Origin of the sequence: Brachyspira intermedia PWS/A (assembly GCF_000223215.1) — a bacterium.
Taxonomy (GTDB): domain Bacteria; phylum Spirochaetota; class Brachyspiria; order Brachyspirales; family Brachyspiraceae; genus Brachyspira; species Brachyspira intermedia.
Window position 1 is genome coordinate 1,023,454 of the sequence record NC_017243.1, and the last position, 16,123, is coordinate 1,039,576.

The 16,123-nt window shown below is 26.2% G+C and carries 12 protein-coding genes and 1 tRNA gene; 8 read left to right on the top strand and 5 right to left on the bottom strand.

Annotation, left to right across the window (positions count from 1 at the left end):
• The first annotated feature begins 285 nt into the window (after positions 1–285).
• Together BINT_RS04525 and BINT_RS04530 are read left to right on the top strand one after the other, a co-directional pair.
• Positions 286–1,482, top strand: a complete 1,197-nt coding sequence (locus BINT_RS04525; protein ID WP_014487372.1) for a pyridoxal phosphate-dependent aminotransferase — start codon at positions 286–288, stop codon at positions 1,480–1,482.
• A 168-nt stretch (positions 1,483–1,650) separates the two neighbouring features.
• A complete protein-coding gene (locus tag BINT_RS04530; protein WP_014487373.1) occupies positions 1,651–2,853 on the top strand; it encodes a pyridoxal phosphate-dependent aminotransferase in 1,203 nt (400 codons plus the stop codon).
• 302 nt (positions 2,854–3,155) lie between these two features.
• On the opposite strand, the gene mtnK is transcribed toward BINT_RS04530, so the two are convergent.
• The 4 genes from mtnK to BINT_RS04550 form a co-directional block, all read right to left on the bottom strand.
• The gene (mtnK, locus tag BINT_RS04535; protein WP_014487374.1) at positions 3,156–4,418 is read right to left on the bottom strand and encodes an S-methyl-5-thioribose kinase; all 1,263 of its coding nucleotides are present in this window, start codon (positions 4,416–4,418) and stop codon (positions 3,156–3,158) included.
• A 20-nt stretch (positions 4,419–4,438) separates the two neighbouring features.
• The gene (gene mtnA / locus BINT_RS04540; RefSeq protein ID WP_014487375.1) at positions 4,439–5,482 is read right to left on the bottom strand and encodes an S-methyl-5-thioribose-1-phosphate isomerase; all 1,044 of its coding nucleotides are present in this window, start codon (positions 5,480–5,482) and stop codon (positions 4,439–4,441) included.
• Between the two features lie 88 nt (positions 5,483–5,570).
• The gene (locus BINT_RS04545) at positions 5,571–5,894 is read right to left on the bottom strand and encodes an STAS domain-containing protein (RefSeq protein WP_014487376.1); all 324 of its coding nucleotides are present in this window, start codon (positions 5,892–5,894) and stop codon (positions 5,571–5,573) included.
• Positions 5,895–5,934: 40 nt separating this feature from the next.
• Positions 5,935–6,017, bottom strand: a tRNA-Tyr gene (locus BINT_RS04550).
• Between the two features lie 166 nt (positions 6,018–6,183).
• Here BINT_RS04550 and BINT_RS04555 point away from each other — a divergent pair.
• The 3 genes from BINT_RS04555 to BINT_RS04565 all read left to right on the top strand — a co-directional run bounded on the left by BINT_RS04555 (position 6,184) and on the right by BINT_RS04565 (position 11,884).
• Positions 6,184–7,878 carry a hypothetical protein gene (locus BINT_RS04555; protein WP_041177255.1) on the top strand — a complete coding sequence of 565 codons (1,695 nt, stop codon included), beginning with the start codon at positions 6,184–6,186 and terminating at the stop codon, positions 7,876–7,878.
• Between the two features lie 103 nt (positions 7,879–7,981).
• Complete coding sequence (locus BINT_RS04560) at positions 7,982–11,239, top strand: AsmA family protein (RefSeq protein WP_014487378.1); 3,258 nt, start codon at positions 7,982–7,984, stop codon at positions 11,237–11,239.
• 30 nt (positions 11,240–11,269) lie between these two features.
• Positions 11,270–11,884 carry a hypothetical protein gene (locus BINT_RS04565; RefSeq protein WP_041177256.1) on the top strand — a complete coding sequence of 205 codons (615 nt, stop codon included), beginning with the start codon at positions 11,270–11,272 and terminating at the stop codon, positions 11,882–11,884.
• 77 nt (positions 11,885–11,961) lie between these two features.
• Here the strand turns inward: BINT_RS04565 and BINT_RS04570 are convergent, their stop codons facing one another.
• Positions 11,962–13,545, bottom strand: coding sequence for a helix-turn-helix domain-containing protein (locus BINT_RS04570; RefSeq protein WP_014487380.1), 1,584 nt, complete (start codon positions 13,543–13,545; stop codon positions 11,962–11,964).
• A gap of 376 nt (positions 13,546–13,921) precedes the next feature.
• Between BINT_RS04570 and BINT_RS04575 the strand changes: the two genes are divergently transcribed.
• Genes BINT_RS04575 through BINT_RS04585 form a run of 3 tightly spaced genes read left to right on the top strand, consistent with a single transcriptional unit; the run spans position 13,922 to position 16,089 of the window.
• Positions 13,922–15,091 (top strand): HPr family phosphocarrier protein, encoded by a 1,170-nt coding sequence (locus tag BINT_RS04575; protein ID WP_014487381.1) that lies wholly within the window; start codon positions 13,922–13,924, stop codon positions 15,089–15,091.
• Positions 15,092–15,787 (top strand): metallophosphoesterase, encoded by a 696-nt coding sequence (locus tag BINT_RS04580; protein WP_014487382.1) that lies wholly within the window; start codon positions 15,092–15,094, stop codon positions 15,785–15,787.
• Positions 15,788–15,804: 17 nt separating this feature from the next.
• Positions 15,805–16,089 (top strand): hypothetical protein, encoded by a 285-nt coding sequence (locus BINT_RS04585; protein WP_014487383.1) that lies wholly within the window; start codon positions 15,805–15,807, stop codon positions 16,087–16,089.
• Positions 16,090–16,123 lie beyond the last annotated feature (34 nt).

The following is a 16,123-nucleotide window of genomic DNA, read 5'->3' on the forward strand; positions in this document are numbered from 1 at the left end:
GTAATTCTATATCAAAAAACATCTTTTATCAATATATTATAATATTTTATTAGTTAATGATAAAAAATAGTTTATAGTTTTGTGAAAATAATTATAGCACTAATTTTCACTTTATAATATATTTTATATATTTAATGTTAATATTTTTATTTATAGATAATGTTATATTATGATTTTTTATTTAATTTAATAATAATTAATTAAAACATGTTGACAATTTTTATTGTTTCATATATATTTAATTAGTTAAAAATTACTGTTTAGAATAATTAATGGAGAATCATTATGGATATATCTAAAAGAATACAGAGATTAAAAGTTTCGCCTGTTAGAAAATTAAATCCTTATGCTGAAGATGCTGTTAAAAGAGGTATAAAAATATATCATCTTAATGTTGGTCAGCCTGATATTGAGACACCGAAAATATTTTTTGAAGCAATTTCTAAATTTCATGAAAAAACACTTAAATATGAACATTCAAGAGGAATTAAACCTCTTATAAATAAAATTCAAGCATATTATGATAAATTAGGTATTCATTATGAAGAAGAAGATATTGTAATTACTAGCGGAGGTTCTGAAGCTATATCTTTTGCTATGCTTGCTATATTTGATGAAGAAGATGAAATATTAGTATCTGAACCTTTGTACGCTAATTATAAAAGTTTCTATGATCTTTACAATATTAAATATAATGCTGTTAGAACTTATGCTGAAGACGGTTTCCATCTTCCTAGCCGTGAAGAGATAGAAAAACATATTACTCCTAAAACTAAAGCATTTATGCTTGCAAACCCATCTAACCCTACAGGTGTTGTTTATACTAAAAGAGAATTAGATGATATAGCTTATATTGCTAAAAAATATGATTTGTTTATTATAAGCGATGAAGTTTATAGAGAATTTGTTTATGGTGATAGAAAAGCAATAAGTTTTGGTACTTATAAAGATATAGAAGACCATGTTATTATAATTGACTCAATATCAAAAAGGTTCTCTGCATGCGGAGCTAGAGTAGGCTGTCTTATAAGTAAAAATAAAAAATTAATGACAGCTGTATTTAGAGAATGTCAGGCTAGATTATCACTTCCTACTTTGGATATGGTTGGTGCTGCTGCTTTATATGATTTACCTGATAACTATTTTGATGAAGCTTTAAAAGAATATGATTATAGAAGAAAAATTATATTTGAAGAACTTGCTACTATGGAAGGAGTGGTTGCTAAAGAACCTGAAGGCGCTTTCTATGTTCTTGCCAAACTTCCTGTAAAAAATGCCGAAGATTTCATTATATGGCTTTTAAAAGATTTTAATATAAATAATGAAACTGTTATGTTCGCACCCGCGGAAGGCTTCTACGCCACTGAAGGATTAGGAAAAAATGAAGTGAGAATTTCCTATGCTTTAGATTCTGCGGATTTAAAGAAATCAATGCATATACTTAGAGAGGCCTTGATTAAATATAGGGAAATAGATAAATAATAGTCTTATAAAGATTAAGAGAATAAAAAGGGGCTGTAATTTATCTTATAGCTCCTTTATTTTTTATATAGCATATATTAAAATTTTACTTATTGTCAGTAAATAGTTTTTTATATTATTAAAATTTTATTTATTATATACAATATACATAACAAATTGGAGTTAATCATGTATCTATCTAAAAGAGTACAGCAGCTTAAAGCTTCGCCTATAAGAAGATTAAATATTTATGCTGAAGAAGCTGCTAAAAGAGGAATAAAAATACATCACCTTAATATAGGTCAGCCTGATATAGAAACACCTAGAGTATATTTTGATGCCATTGCAAATAGCTGTGATATGAAAACTGTTAAATATGAACATTCAAGAGGAACAAAAGAGCTCATTAGAAAAATTCAAGCATATTATAAAAGATTGGGTATAGATTATGAAGAAGATGAAATAATAATAACTAATGGAGGAAGTGAGGCAATACTGCTTAGTTTGATTGCTATATTTGATGAAGGCGATGAAATGTTAGTAGCAGAGCCTTACTATGCTAATTATAATAGTTTTTATGATATACTTAATGTTAAAAGAAACATTGTAAGAACTCGTGCTGAAGATGGATTCCATTTGCCTAGCCGTGAAATAATAGAAAAAAGCATTACTAAAAAGACTAAAGGTTACTTGTTTTCAAACCCTTCCAATCCAACAGGGGTTGTCTCTACAAAAAGGGAATTAGATGATATAGCATATTTGGCAAAAAAACATGATTTTTTTATTATAAGCGATGAAGTATATAGAGAATTCGTTTATGGTGATAGAAAGGCTATAAGTTTCGGTACTTATAAAGATATAGCTGATAATGTTGTTATAATAGACTCTATTTCAAAGAGATTTTCTGCATGCGGAGCTAGAATAGGATGTGTAATAAGTAAGAATAAAGAGTTTATGGAGGCTATTTTTAAAGAATGTCAGGCTAGATTATCCGTACCTACACTCGAAATGATAGGGGCATCTGCTTTATATGATTTACCTCCGGATTATTTTGAAGCTTCAAGAAAAGAATATGATAACAGAAGAAAAATTCTTTTTGAAGAGCTTACAAAGATGGACGGTGTATTTATGAGAGAACCTGAAGGGGCTTTCTATGTTCTTGCTCAGCTTCCTGTTAAAGATGCTGAAGATTTTGCTATTTGGCTTTTAAAAGATTTTAATATTGATAATGAAACTGTTATGTTTGCTCCAGCAGAAGGTTTTTATGCTACAGAAGGATTGGGTAAGAATGAAATTAGAATGTGTTATGTACTCGATTCAAAAGATTTGAAAAAGGCTATGAGAATTCTAAAAGAAGGTTTGATTAAGTACAAAAAAGAAGTAGAAAAGTAAATAATAATTTATTATTATTGCTAGTGATAAACTCGCTTAAAAATAGCTTACAACTTCATTTGTCAGTTACCAGCTGCTCGTTTATCAATTTAAAAAGTTAGTAAATTAATATATAATTTTTGTTACTAACATTAACAACAATAATAAAAAATAATAATTTTGAAATACTATAATAAAAGTATCAAGGTGAGTTGTGGGTTTACTTACTAGCTATTGTGGGCGTATACTAGCATAACAATAATAAATAATTTTTATAAAGAATTATGGGCTATAATTAATTTTATAGCCCATTTTTATAATTATTAAATTTTATCTACATTAGAATATTTATTTACTATATCAGTAACTTTTTCTATATTATCTATATTATCCTTATTTATTAAGAATTCTCTGCCTATATTTAAGCATATCCAATCTAGTCTTTCTCTTTCAATTAAATCTTCAATACCTGAAATATCTTTATTTTTTGCAAGTCCCAAAGTTCTTCTTATAAATACACATCCGGCAAAGCCTACAGAGTCTTTAAATATTCTGTTTAATACAGTTTTTATATACTCTTTAGAATGTTTTTGTCCATCTGGATAATTCCAATATAATGGTTTAGTTTCTTCTAAATGTTTCTTCCATAGTATTTCAAATTTATCTAAAGTTCCTGTGAGCATATATTTGGCAGTATCAAAAAGCCATTTTCTAAATTCTTTTGAATTTGTTCCTAATCTTTTTTGATGATGCTCTTGTGATATATATGCTATAAAGAAATTAGCCATAGCTTTTCCTATATCAAAACCAATAGGGCCGTAAAATGCAAATTCGGGATCTATCACATAAGTTTCTTCTTCATTACCCATAAAACTTCCCAAATGAAAGTCTCCATGTAATAGGGCTTCAGCTTTAGTCATAAAGGCATATTTCATTTCGGCAGCTGCTATTTTTAATTTTGAATCTCTTTGGAATTTTTTTACTTCATCTAAATTTAATTTTTCATGATAAATATTAGTTTCATTTTCCTCAAATGGGTGTGTAAAAACAAAATCTTCAGTTAGACTGCATAATTCAGAATTCATATATTCAGCAACAAGATTTTTTTTTGTTTTAGTGTCCAAATAATAGTCTGAAGTATAAAATAAAGTCTTTGAAAGAAAATCTGTTAAATGTTCGGCTGCTTTTGGAAATTTTATACCGTTTATTATTTCTCCTCTAAGAACTTTATGTTTATTTAAATTCTGCATTATAACAACACACATATCTTCTGAAAAATAATGCACTTTAGGAACTAAATTAGGACATAATTTATACTGTTCTTTGAGTGCTTTAATTTCTATTTTCATTCTGTCTTTTTCTAAAGGATAGCTTTCACCAACACATCTTAAAAAAGGTACGGATTGCTTTAATATTACAGTTTCTTTATCGTTTTTTTTATTTGTTATACTATAAACATAGTTTAAATTACCATCTCCAATTTCTTTTATTTCTAAATCATCAAAGCTGGAAAATATATTCTTTAATTCATCTATAGTTTTTAAATAATCTATTATAGTATTGATATTTAATTGTTTATAAGCCATATTTTATCTCCTTAAAATTATTAATTAAAAGCTTTTTTTAAATTTTCTATATAAGGAGCTTTTATTATACCTTTTTCTGTGATGAAACCTGTTATAAGTTCATTAGGTGTAACATCAAAAGCTGGATTTCTTACTTTCATATCTAAAGGAGCTGTTTGAGTACCTGCAAAATTTATAACTTCTTTTGCATCTCTTTCTTCTATAATTATGTCATTACCTGTTTTTGTATTCAAATCAAAAGTAGTAGATGGACATGCTATATAAAAAGGTATACTAAAATGTTTTGCTAAGATTGCCACCCCCATAGTACCTATTTTATTTGCAGCATCTCCATTTTCAGCAACCCTGTCGCATCCTACTATTACCAAATCAATAAGTCCTTTAGACATTATAAAAGCAGCCATATTGTCGCATATCAAAGTAACATCTATTCCAGCTTCCTGTAATTCAAAACTTGTTAATCTAGCCCCTTGAAGCAATGGTCTTGTCTCATCAGCATAAACTCTTATTTTTTTACCTTTTTGATGAGCTATATACATAGGAGCAAGAGCAGTACCTATTCCGCTTACAGCAAGTCTTCCAGCATTACAATGTGTAAGTATTCCTGAATTTTCTTTTAAAAGTTCATTTCCATATTCTCCTATTTTTTGGCATATATCCACATCTTCAGAGTTTATTTTTTTAGCTTCTGTTTCTAATATATTGTATAATTCTAATGAAGTTTTATTATTTTTATCTTTTATAGTGTTTACCATTCTATTTAAAGCATAGCTTAAATTAACAGCAGTAGGTCTTGATGAGTTTAAATACTCAGCTCTTTTTTGAACAAACTTTATAAATTCATCAGCTTTCAAATTAGTTTTACTTTTTAAATCTATAAGTAGAGAATATGCTGCTGCAACACCTATTGCAGGAGCGCCTCTTACTTTTAATTCTTTTATAGCATTATAGGCATCTTGTTCATTAGATAATTTTATTTCTTTTACAGTGATAGGTATTAATGTTTGGTCAAGTATATACAATTCTTCACCAGTCCATCTTACAGTTGCTATATTATTATGCATAAAATTCTCCGATTATTTACTAAAATAAGTATAATAAAATGATGATAAAAATTCAATAAATTATTATAAAATTAACTACTTTCGGGAATTATATAGCGAAATCTTTAGGGTCATCAAAATATTTTATTAAACTAAACATCATTAAACTTTTTAGAGTAGGTTTAATAGATTCGTCTAAATTTGTCATAAATAATTTAACTTTAAGTGACTGAAGATTTTTATAAAGTTTAAGTATTTTAGCTATTCCTGCACTGTTTATCTCTTTTACATTTTTCATATCAAGAACAACTACTGGCATTCTTATATTACATGCCTCATCAGAGTCTTCTACAAAAGATTTTATTTCTTCTGGAGTAGCTAGGTTAGCTTCCATAACTATAGATATGTATTCATTATTAAATTCTATAGCCAAAGCGATACCTCGTTTAAGATAAATATTCGTAAAAAGAATGTGGGCAGGGAGGGATTCGCACCCCCGTAGACTCACGTCGGCAGATTTACAGTCTGCTGCCATTGACTGCTCGGCCACCTACCCATATTAATTTGAAAACGTAAAAGAATAATAGCATATATAAATAAAAATGTCAATAGCTGATTTTATTTTTATTATATTTTTTTAAAATATATAAAAATATTAAGTATCTTTTTATTATAGAATGATGTATAATTTTATATATTGTTTTTATAGATACGGAGATAAAATGAAAAAAATTGGTTTTATAATAATTATTAATATTGCAATGATTATTTTAGCATCATGTGGTTCTTCACAATATAAATTAGATAAAAAAGCTGGCGGTAATAATAGCTTTGAAACAGCACAGGAAATTAATAAAGATGGTATAATTGGACAGTTGGAAGGGGATAATACTGATTACTATTATTTTACTTTTGACGGTAAGGCAAGCATTATAGACTTTTATGTGTCAAATTCCACTTATTCTCCTGTGATAATGACTTTATATGATTATAATAATAATGTTATAAAAGTAATAAATGAACCTGATGAAATAAAAAATATTGAAACCAATTCTACTACAAATGATATTGATACAAATGAAACAGTAAGCAGTAATAATAATCAAAATAAAAAACAAGAAGAAATAATATATACTACTCAAGTAATGAAGAATATATATTTTGAACCTTCTACAAATAATACTGACGAAAATAAGTATTATATATCAATATCTCCAAAAGATACTGTAAAAGAAAATATTGATTATATGTTAATACTTAAAAAAAGAGATTATAAAGAAACTGATGAAAAAGAACCTAATGATAAAATTTCTGCTGCTCATATCATAGATGTTAATAGTGACAATAGACTTTATACAATAGAAGGATACTATGGTCAAACATATAATCCTACTCTTAAAACAGGCGATTTGAAGGATATGGAAGTAGATGCTTATAAAATAACTAATAGTTCTTTTAATACATATTCTATTTCTATAGAGCTTTCAGGTGTTCCTGCCATAGATGCAAGTATAAGACTATATGATCAGAAAGGTAATTGGATAACTATGAAGGACATAAATAATGTTGGAGATGGTGAAGTAGTTGATAAACTTATACTTTATCCTTATATGTCATATTATTTTATATTAGCTTCTACAAATGCAGTTAATAATATACCATATAGAGTAAGCATTATAGCTAAGCCTTACGATAAATACACAGAACATGAACCTAATAATAAATATTCTGAAGCCCAGACTATAGAGTTTAATCAAACGTATAAAGGTGCTATAGATTATTCTTATGATAGAGATTATTACAATTTCAGTATACCTATTAAATCAAGTGTTAAACTTTCTTATTTCTTGATAGATTCCCAAGCTATTAATATAAGTATTTCTAATGATGTATTAGGTAAAATTATCACTATGCCTCAAACAGATGATGAATATGAAATAAGTTTATCTCAAGGCAGATATTATCTTATATTTGAAAGAGATTTAACTAAAGAAGGCTGGAAGAAAGGAATTTCAAAGGCTAGAAGCTATGAATTTAATATGAGCATATCAAATGAGATAAGCGGTGATTATAATTATGGATATGATTTATATAATAATACAAATACTTATGAGGCAGATTATTATAATTACAGCAATAATTATTTAAATGATAATACTATGCCTGAAGAACAGTTTGAAGAGAATTTAGAGAGTAACTTCAATAATACAAATAATGTTATCATTATAAGGCCGGAAGATTATAATTCTGATTATTATTATTACAGTAACGAAGAAGAAACAAATGCTGCTGAAAATAATGATGATTATAATAATCAGGATAATACCTATGAAGATAGTACATATTATAATAATCAAGATAATACCTATGAAGATAGTACTTATGAGGATGGTACATATAATAATAATGACTTTTAATACTTATTTGCTATTGATAAAGAATATGTTTTATAATATACTATCTTTTAAGTGTAAAATTGTTTTATAAACATGTAAAATATATTTTTATAGAAGATTGATTATGAAGAAATTTTTTAAGAAAAAAGAAAAAACTGAAATATCATCAGAACAGGATAATGCTAATAAGAAAAAAAGAAGATTCAAAAAGAGATATATACCTTTGATACTTCTTTTTTTGATTGTTGTGGGTATTGCAGGGGCTAGAATATATTTCAATAATGAAAGAATGAAAAATCTTATTGAAAATATAGTATATTCTGCTACTAACAGAAAATTGGAAATAGGCGATTTTAAATATGGATTATTATTTCCAAAAATAGAAATGAGCAATGTTGTGCTTTATAATTCTGATAATTTTAATAATGAAGAGAATATAAAGATAGATAATTTTAGATTAAAATTTTCTCTTTTTTCTTTATTCTTTTTAAAGCTTCATGTTCAGGATTTAAGTATAGACAATTTATATGTTTACATGTTTACAGATGAGAGCGGGAATTGGAATTTACCGGATATGCCTCCGTCAAAGCCTAAAGAAGAAGATACTAATAAAGAGCCATTTGATTTCAGCAAACTCGATTTTCTTAAATTAAAAGCTGATGTAGAAAATATTAGAATAAATAATTTGGCATTTAAGGCAGACAGTAAATCATTTTTAACTAATGTACCTAATAATGGGCTTATAGCAAGTTTAAGTAATTATAATCTACATTTGGATTTGCATACAAAAAGATTCTCATTATCTCAAGTGATGGGTATATCTGCTCCTGAAGTTGTGAAAGATATTTATTTAAAAAGTTTTATAAGTAATAGTTTAGCCTACAATGACAGCAGTATTTTCTTTAATGATAATCCTTTATTTAATTTAGATGTATCCTATCCTAAAAATCCTGATGGTACAGAAAATAAAGATGAAATAGTTATAAGATTTGATTTTGAGATAGATGAGCCTAATTTTAGTTATAATGGTAAAAAACGCGATGATATGCAGTTTGCGGCACATCTTCTAGCTAGATATAATATAAGAACTCAAAGCGTATCTATAGAGAATTTATCTTCAGAACTTTTAAATGATGAAATATTAAAAGTGATAGCCTCTGCTAATCAAATATTCAGCGGAAATATAGGCGTTAATTTAGATACATTATATGCAAGACTTAATTTAAATAAAGTAAATAGTTTAGCTTCTATGTTTGTACCTTCTTTAGGTATAAATATGAGCGGTATGGTTAATGTGGATGCAGATAAAAGCACAGGTACTATTAATAATTTAACTAATGCAATAACTATAGCATTGGATAAGATAAATTTGTCTATGGGGGATACTATAGCAGTAAATAATCTTAATTCAAAAACTAAAGTTAATTTTACTTTCAATCCTAATAACATTTCAAAAGAAGATATAAAATTAGAGCATAATACTACTATTGATAGAGTAACTGCATTGAAATTATATAGATTCAATAATACAGATGTATCATTAAGAATTTTATCTTCTTTGAATGGGGCATTAGGTGTTGTTCCGGCTATTAATGATCCTAATAAGAAAAGCGATACGGTTCTTTATGTTGATAATATATCTACAAAATATATTAATTCAGATATAAAGGTTAATGGAGCGGTAAAATTTGATGAGCCTACAGATTTGAATGTAAATGTAACATCATTGCCTATTGCTAATTTTTCAGGTGGACTTGCAAGAGGTTCTTTAAATTTAGATGTTCATGTTTTTGGAAAGATGATAAATGATATTAATACTACAGTAAATGGTATTATAAAAAATTTCTCATATAATTTAAACGGTGAAGTTTCTTCTACAGCTACAGCAAAACTTAATGTACTTGCCAATGCTAATTTACTAAGTCAGGATGTAAAAGTTACAGCACTTAATTTAGATTTGGATAATTTCCTTAATTTTAGATCAAATCTTGATTTAGAAGGTTTGGGATTAAAAAAAGGCTTTGTTAATATATCTACTTTTAGAATAGCTCCTTATGCTATGAAAAATTGGCTTTCTACTAAATTTGCTGAAATTCTTGATAGTTTGCCTTTTGAAGATGATATAAAAATGACCAGTGCTTTGGGATATAACTTATCATTAGAAGATAAATTTGCAACAGTTACAAATTTCAGTACTTTCTATGTAACAGAAAAGCAGTATAAACTTCAGGATGTTACTATGAAAGTAGATGCTGATGTTAATTTCGGAGAGAACCTATATGCCAATATTAGACAATTTAATTTACAGAGTCCGGCTAATAAATTGTTAGTACATGTTGATGGCTACTTCACTCCTGTTATAAAAAATGCCGACTTGAATTATAATGTTGGTTTGGATACAGAAAGTTTGTATTTGCCTTTTGGTATAGAAATAGGCGGATTATTCAATGTTAATGGTAATTTGAAAAACAATATAGCAGATGGTGTTTTCAAAACAGATAAATTCTTTGCTAATATGGATTCACCTGATAAAATGTCAATAGTATTGAAAGGATTAACATCAAACATAGATTATCATTTTGATTTGACTCCTACAGATAACGAAGTAGTTGCTACAGCTACTAGATATACCCCTCTTATAGAGCAGGTTCCTAATATGTTCTTTGAACAGTTAAGAGTATATTTAAAAATACCTCCATTTATAGATGACAGTATTAGAATAAGAGATTTTTCTTCTTCTGTAAGAGTTCAGGGACATGGACTTACAATACAAGATTTGAAATCATCTATATATATAGGTGGTGAAAAATTTGATGATAATTTATTCTTGACTTCTATATCAAATAATACAGCACCAAGAAGAGGAGCTATACATTTACCTTGGCTTAATGTAGATTTAGGAAGTTTCAATACAAGTACTATTAAATATGATATGCGTGTTTTGGCTAGTGATATAAACTTTAAATATTTGCTTGCTCCTGAAAACAGAGAAAAAATTAATGATGAAAAATTATTGGTTAATCTTACAGCAGATATTGCCGGAGTAGGTGTAAGTCCTTTGAATAATATAAGACCTACTACATTCTTTGTGGGTATAAGTAAGATGTCTACAGAGTTTTCTAAATTCTTAATAGAGATGATAAGACCTATCAACCCTGGTATATCTACTGTTGAAAATATAGTACAATTTGGTTATGACCCTAATTCAGTAGAGTTTAGTATATCTGCCAATAAGGTATTTACTACATTCTATTTTAGAGATCAAAACTTAGATAAGCCTAATCAGCAGAAGCAGCAGCTTATAGCATTTGAAGGTGATAAATTTGGACTTGAACCAATGCCTTTCTCTGATGTTATATCATATTTAGAGGGCGGAAATTAATAAAGAAAATATATAGGAGATATTTGTTTTATGAGATTGTATAATATGATATTTATTTTACTGATTATGATTTTTATTCCAAGCTGTTCAAAGCTTATATTAGTACAGGAACCTGAGATGAGGGTTCTTGGTGGAAAAACTTTGATAGAAGCTCAGGTTTTGGGAAGATACAGACAAATAGATGAGAGTGCATATCAAATATCTACTCTTTCAAGTGAAGAAGATTTAAATCTTATTATGGTGAGTACAAATGTTTCTGATGAATTGGCTCAAGGTTATAAAGAGGCTCTTATAAGAAGCATGTTTAATCAAGATGAAATAAACTTGTATAAAACTAATTATTATATAGGTGAAAATAATGGCGGATATTTATCATATATAGCTTTTGATGTTTCAAAACCAAAGACAACATACAGTGAAGAGAGAATAAAATATATAAAAGAGATAATGGAAAAAGAAAATACAGACAGAAGAACTATAGCAGAATATTTAATATTATCAGACCCTAAACTTAGTATGGCTAATATAAAAGAAGTTGAAAGTGCTTTGTATAGAAGAAACGTTCAGAAACTTATAGATAATTCCTATTATCAGCTTCCTGACAGCAGTTGGACAGTTTACAGCAATGAAAATACTAATAGCTAATAATAAATAATTAATATTGATAAATAAAAGAGCAGGCTTAAAAGTTACCTGCTCTTTTTATTATATATTATTTTGATTTATTTTTTATTCTTTTCTGCTTTTATATAAGAAGAGAAATTATTCAATATAGATTTTATATTTTTATACATTTTAGCATCTTCTTGATATTTTAGAGTTTCTTTAACTTTGGTATCTATTTCTTTTAGGTTTGTCAAATAGTTATTAAAATATTCATCTATTGTTTTATTATATTTAGATACCAGATTCTCTTCCTCGTATGCTTTAATAACCTTTTTGGAAAGAGTCTTTTTCCAATTTCCAGAGAAAGACATAAATCCAGATAATATAAATACAACACTAGGAAGGAATGATAAAGATACTCCTACAATGTTTATTATTTTCATTGTGCTACTTTTTAATAAATTAAATGAAGGTAGGATACCTATAGAAAGATTTATTAAATTTGTTTTTATTTTATTAGGTTCTTTAGTATCAAAATCTTCTTTTGTAACAGCAAGCATATTGTATAATTGTGTATCAAGATTTACGTTTATGCTATTGCATAATACTTTTATATCATCTTTTTTTCTGTATACATTGTTATCATCAATAGATTGAATTATACTGTCTATATTAAGAGTATTTCTGTATATTTCATTAAATGCTTCTTTAACCGATATTTTTATTTTATTTAAATTAACTTCTAATTTATCATTTTCTTGGAATTCATTTTTATTGTCTATTATTTCTGTAATGAAATTAATATTTGTTAATATTCTGTTATAATAAGCATATTTTATATTTTCAGCAAAATCATCTTTAATCTGCTTAACTAGATTAGTGTTATTTATTGAAAATGGGAAAAATCTTTTTCTTAATGAAGAATAATCTATTTTTTTTATATTATTAGAAGATTCGATAAAGTTTTTTAATGTTTCAAACTTTTTATCAATAACACTGCCTAATTCATTTTCATCAAATATATTTGCTTTTGAGAATATTACAGATATATTACTAAAATCATCTATAAAATTAGCTAAGGCATTTATATTTGTAATATCTTCCTGAGAAAATGCATTTATATCACATAAATAAATAAACATATTTTGATTATTGTATTTTCTAGTATCAAGAAGACTTTCTTTGTACTCAATAATTCTAAATAGCTTAGAATCATCATTCAAAAAATATTCATCATTATTCGTTTCTTCAGAATAAGGATTCGTGTCGATATTTTTATCAAATATTGCATTAATGAATGAAGTTTTTCCTGAGCTGTATCTTCCATATACTACAATATCAAAAGTTTCACTGATTTTATTAAAAATATCAGCGGTCAGTTCAGATATTTTTTCATTATTCTTTTTGTCTACTGTACTTATTTCTTCATTAATTTTATCTATGATGACTTGTACATTAATAAGATTCTCATAAAGATATGGATTTTCACTTTCAAAAGAATTCTTTTTATACTTTGTAAGTTCATCAATAGTAAGTCCAGTATTTTCTGCAAGCTTATCCAATAGGTCAAGGGTTATATTATTTGCATTTCTCTCTAATCTTGAAATATAATCCTGACGCACGCCTAACATCTTAGCAAATTGGCTTTGTGTTAGTTTCAAAATTTTTTCTCTAATATCTTTTAAATTAAAATCAATCATATTTTTTCTGTTTTTACTCTGTTATTTTATTTTGTATTATTATAAACAATATTATTTAGAATTTCAAGGGTTTTTATGTATTATTTGTATAACAAAAAGACTTATATATATATTTAAAATAAATAAAGCATTTTTAATGAAATTTTTAAGTTTAAAAATATTAAAAAATAAAATTGTTTAAAGTTATTTTATTTATGTTGTCTATAATTAATTAAATTATTCTATTTTTATATAGATATTTTATATATCCTATATAGGTATATATATAGTGATGCTATATAGTTTTTAATATGTTTTTATACATAACTTATTGATTTGTTTGTATATTTGTATATAATTATTTTATAGAAGAAAATAATTATATACAGGATACTATATGGAGAATAATGATTTTATATCTAAAGAGTTTGAATGTAGAAATTCTATTGTAACTGATAATAAAACAGTTAATTCCATTGTAGATTTTTTTAGAACTATTGAGGATAAAATAGAAATAGAAAACAAGAATGGAAAAAGAGTTAATGCTAAATCTTTTATAAAGATGATGGGGCTTGATATAAAATATGGATATAGATTTACATTATATATTTATGGAACTGATAGAGAAAATAATTTAAAAAGAATAGAAGAAATATTGGAGAAAAAGGAATTTTATACTTTAGAAAAAATAGCGGAACTAGAAAAAGAACAAGAATCAGAAGATAATAAATTTATACAAGAAGAAATATTATATCTTACTCCAGATGATAAAAAAGATATTATAAAAGAAGATATAGAAAATAAAATAAAAATATTGAAAGAAAAAAGAGATTCACTTCATTTACCTTCTTTAAATTTGAATAATAACATTGTATACATAAAAAATGATGATAAAACAGAAATTTTTGATGTTATTAATAATGATATAGCTGATATTATAAAAAATCTATCTTCTCATTACGAGATAAATATAAATGAAAATGATTTAAATGTTTTCTTATCTGAGTTAATAGAGGATGTGAAAGTTAGAGAGATGAAATATTTTTATATATATACTTTCTTTAGCAATGTAAAAAAATATTTTTATAATCAATTTGATTCATTATTTATCAAAAAAATGATAGGTATAGAAAATTTAAAAGTTGAATATAGTTTGGAAACTAATAAAACTTTTGTAGATGAATCTATTAAGACTTTGGAGTTTATATTAGATGATAAGAGAAAATCTTCTGATTATTCTGTAAATATATATATGATTTCAAATTCTTCAAATTTGAGTATGGATCTTTACAGAACAATAAATATAGTTCAGAATATTGGTAAAATTTATGAGATAGAAGAAAGTATCATTGATAATATTGCATACAAAATAAAAGAAAATTTCGAATACAAAAACAAGATTAACACTTCTCATAATAATGAAGAGTATTTTGATGCCATAAGAGAGTTTAAAGAATATTTGCAGGAAAAATTCGAAGCTATTTATATAAATAAAGTTCTTGAAAATGACTCTGAAGATTCTGCTATTGACTATCAGCATATAAATTTAATGGTAAGGAGGCTTTAAATGAAGATTGCTGTTATAGGTGATTTACATGGGAAAAGCTGTTGGAAAAAACTTATTGAAGGAAGGTTTGATAAGTTTGATAAAATAGTTTTTATGGGAGATTACAGTGATGACAGCTGGGTTACTTTTACTGATGAAGAGATAGTTAATAATTTAAAAGATGTAATAGAGTTCAAAAAAAATCATGATGACAAAGTTATTCTGCTTATAGGTAATCATGATTTTCAATATATAGTTGGATATCCTACAGCAAGCAGATACAGAAAAAGTTATTCTAAAGAAATGCATGAAATATTTAATGATAATACTGATATTTTTAAAACTATACATATAGAAAATAATTATATATTCACTCATGCCGGCATTACTAATGGCTGGATTGAATATATAAAACAGAGATATGATATAAAAGATATTAATATTGATAATATTTATGATGTTGTGAATATTATTTATAAAAATGATAAAGATGATTGCAATATAGCTTCTTTTAGAAGAGGAGGCAGAAGTAAATTTGCTGGTATATTATGGGCAGATAAGGAAGATTTGTCAGAAGATGCATGGACAGGATATAATCAGGTTGTAGGACATAACAGAGTAAAGCCTGGAAGTGTTATAAAAAAAGATAGTTATGCTATTTATATGGCAGATCATTTCGATACAGAACAAGATAAATTATCGGTATTAGATATTTAAAAACAGAGGAATTAACTATGTTTCCAGATAAAGCTCCTTTTCATTATAAATGCAGAAATTGCGGATATTTTTTCACCACTGATAAAAAATTGAATGCTCATTCAGAACTTTCTTTTGTATCGCTTGATTTTAAAGATGCAGAGGAAAATGAAAAAGATGAAAACGTAGAGAAAATATTTAAAATTGATTCAGAATCTAAAAAAGAATCTTTTATAGATAAAATTTTTAAAAAACTATCTCCTAAATGTCCTAAATGCAATGAACATGCTGTTGTAAGTGTTGACTATATGGTTCATAAGTAATTGACTTTTATTACTATTTAAGATATCATTAATG

Bases quoted from the DNA above. Each gene is read 5' to 3' on its own strand.
- mtnA (WP_014487375.1), bottom strand. From the start codon at position 5,482: ATGCATAATAATATAGCAACTGTAAGATGGACTGGTGAAGAATTGTAT.
- BINT_RS04560 (WP_014487378.1), top strand. From the start codon at position 7,982: ATGAAGAAATTTTTTAAGAAAAAAGAAAAAACTGAAATATCATCAGAA.
- BINT_RS04575 (WP_014487381.1), top strand. From the start codon at position 13,922: ATGGAGAATAATGATTTTATATCTAAAGAGTTTGAATGTAGAAATTCT.
- mtnK (WP_014487374.1), bottom strand. From the start codon at position 4,418: ATGGCTTATAAACAATTAAATATCAATACTATAATAGATTATTTAAAA.
- BINT_RS04580 (WP_014487382.1), top strand. From the start codon at position 15,092: ATGAAGATTGCTGTTATAGGTGATTTACATGGGAAAAGCTGTTGGAAA.
- BINT_RS04570 (WP_014487380.1), bottom strand. From the start codon at position 13,545: ATGATTGATTTTAATTTAAAAGATATTAGAGAAAAAATTTTGAAACTA.
- BINT_RS04585 (WP_014487383.1), top strand. From the start codon at position 15,805: ATGTTTCCAGATAAAGCTCCTTTTCATTATAAATGCAGAAATTGCGGA.
- BINT_RS04530 (WP_014487373.1), top strand. From the start codon at position 1,651: ATGTATCTATCTAAAAGAGTACAGCAGCTTAAAGCTTCGCCTATAAGA.
- BINT_RS04555 (WP_041177255.1), top strand. From the start codon at position 6,184: ATGAAAAAAATTGGTTTTATAATAATTATTAATATTGCAATGATTATT.
- BINT_RS04565 (WP_041177256.1), top strand. From the start codon at position 11,270: ATGAGATTGTATAATATGATATTTATTTTACTGATTATGATTTTTATT.
- BINT_RS04525 (WP_014487372.1), top strand. From the start codon at position 286: ATGGATATATCTAAAAGAATACAGAGATTAAAAGTTTCGCCTGTTAGA.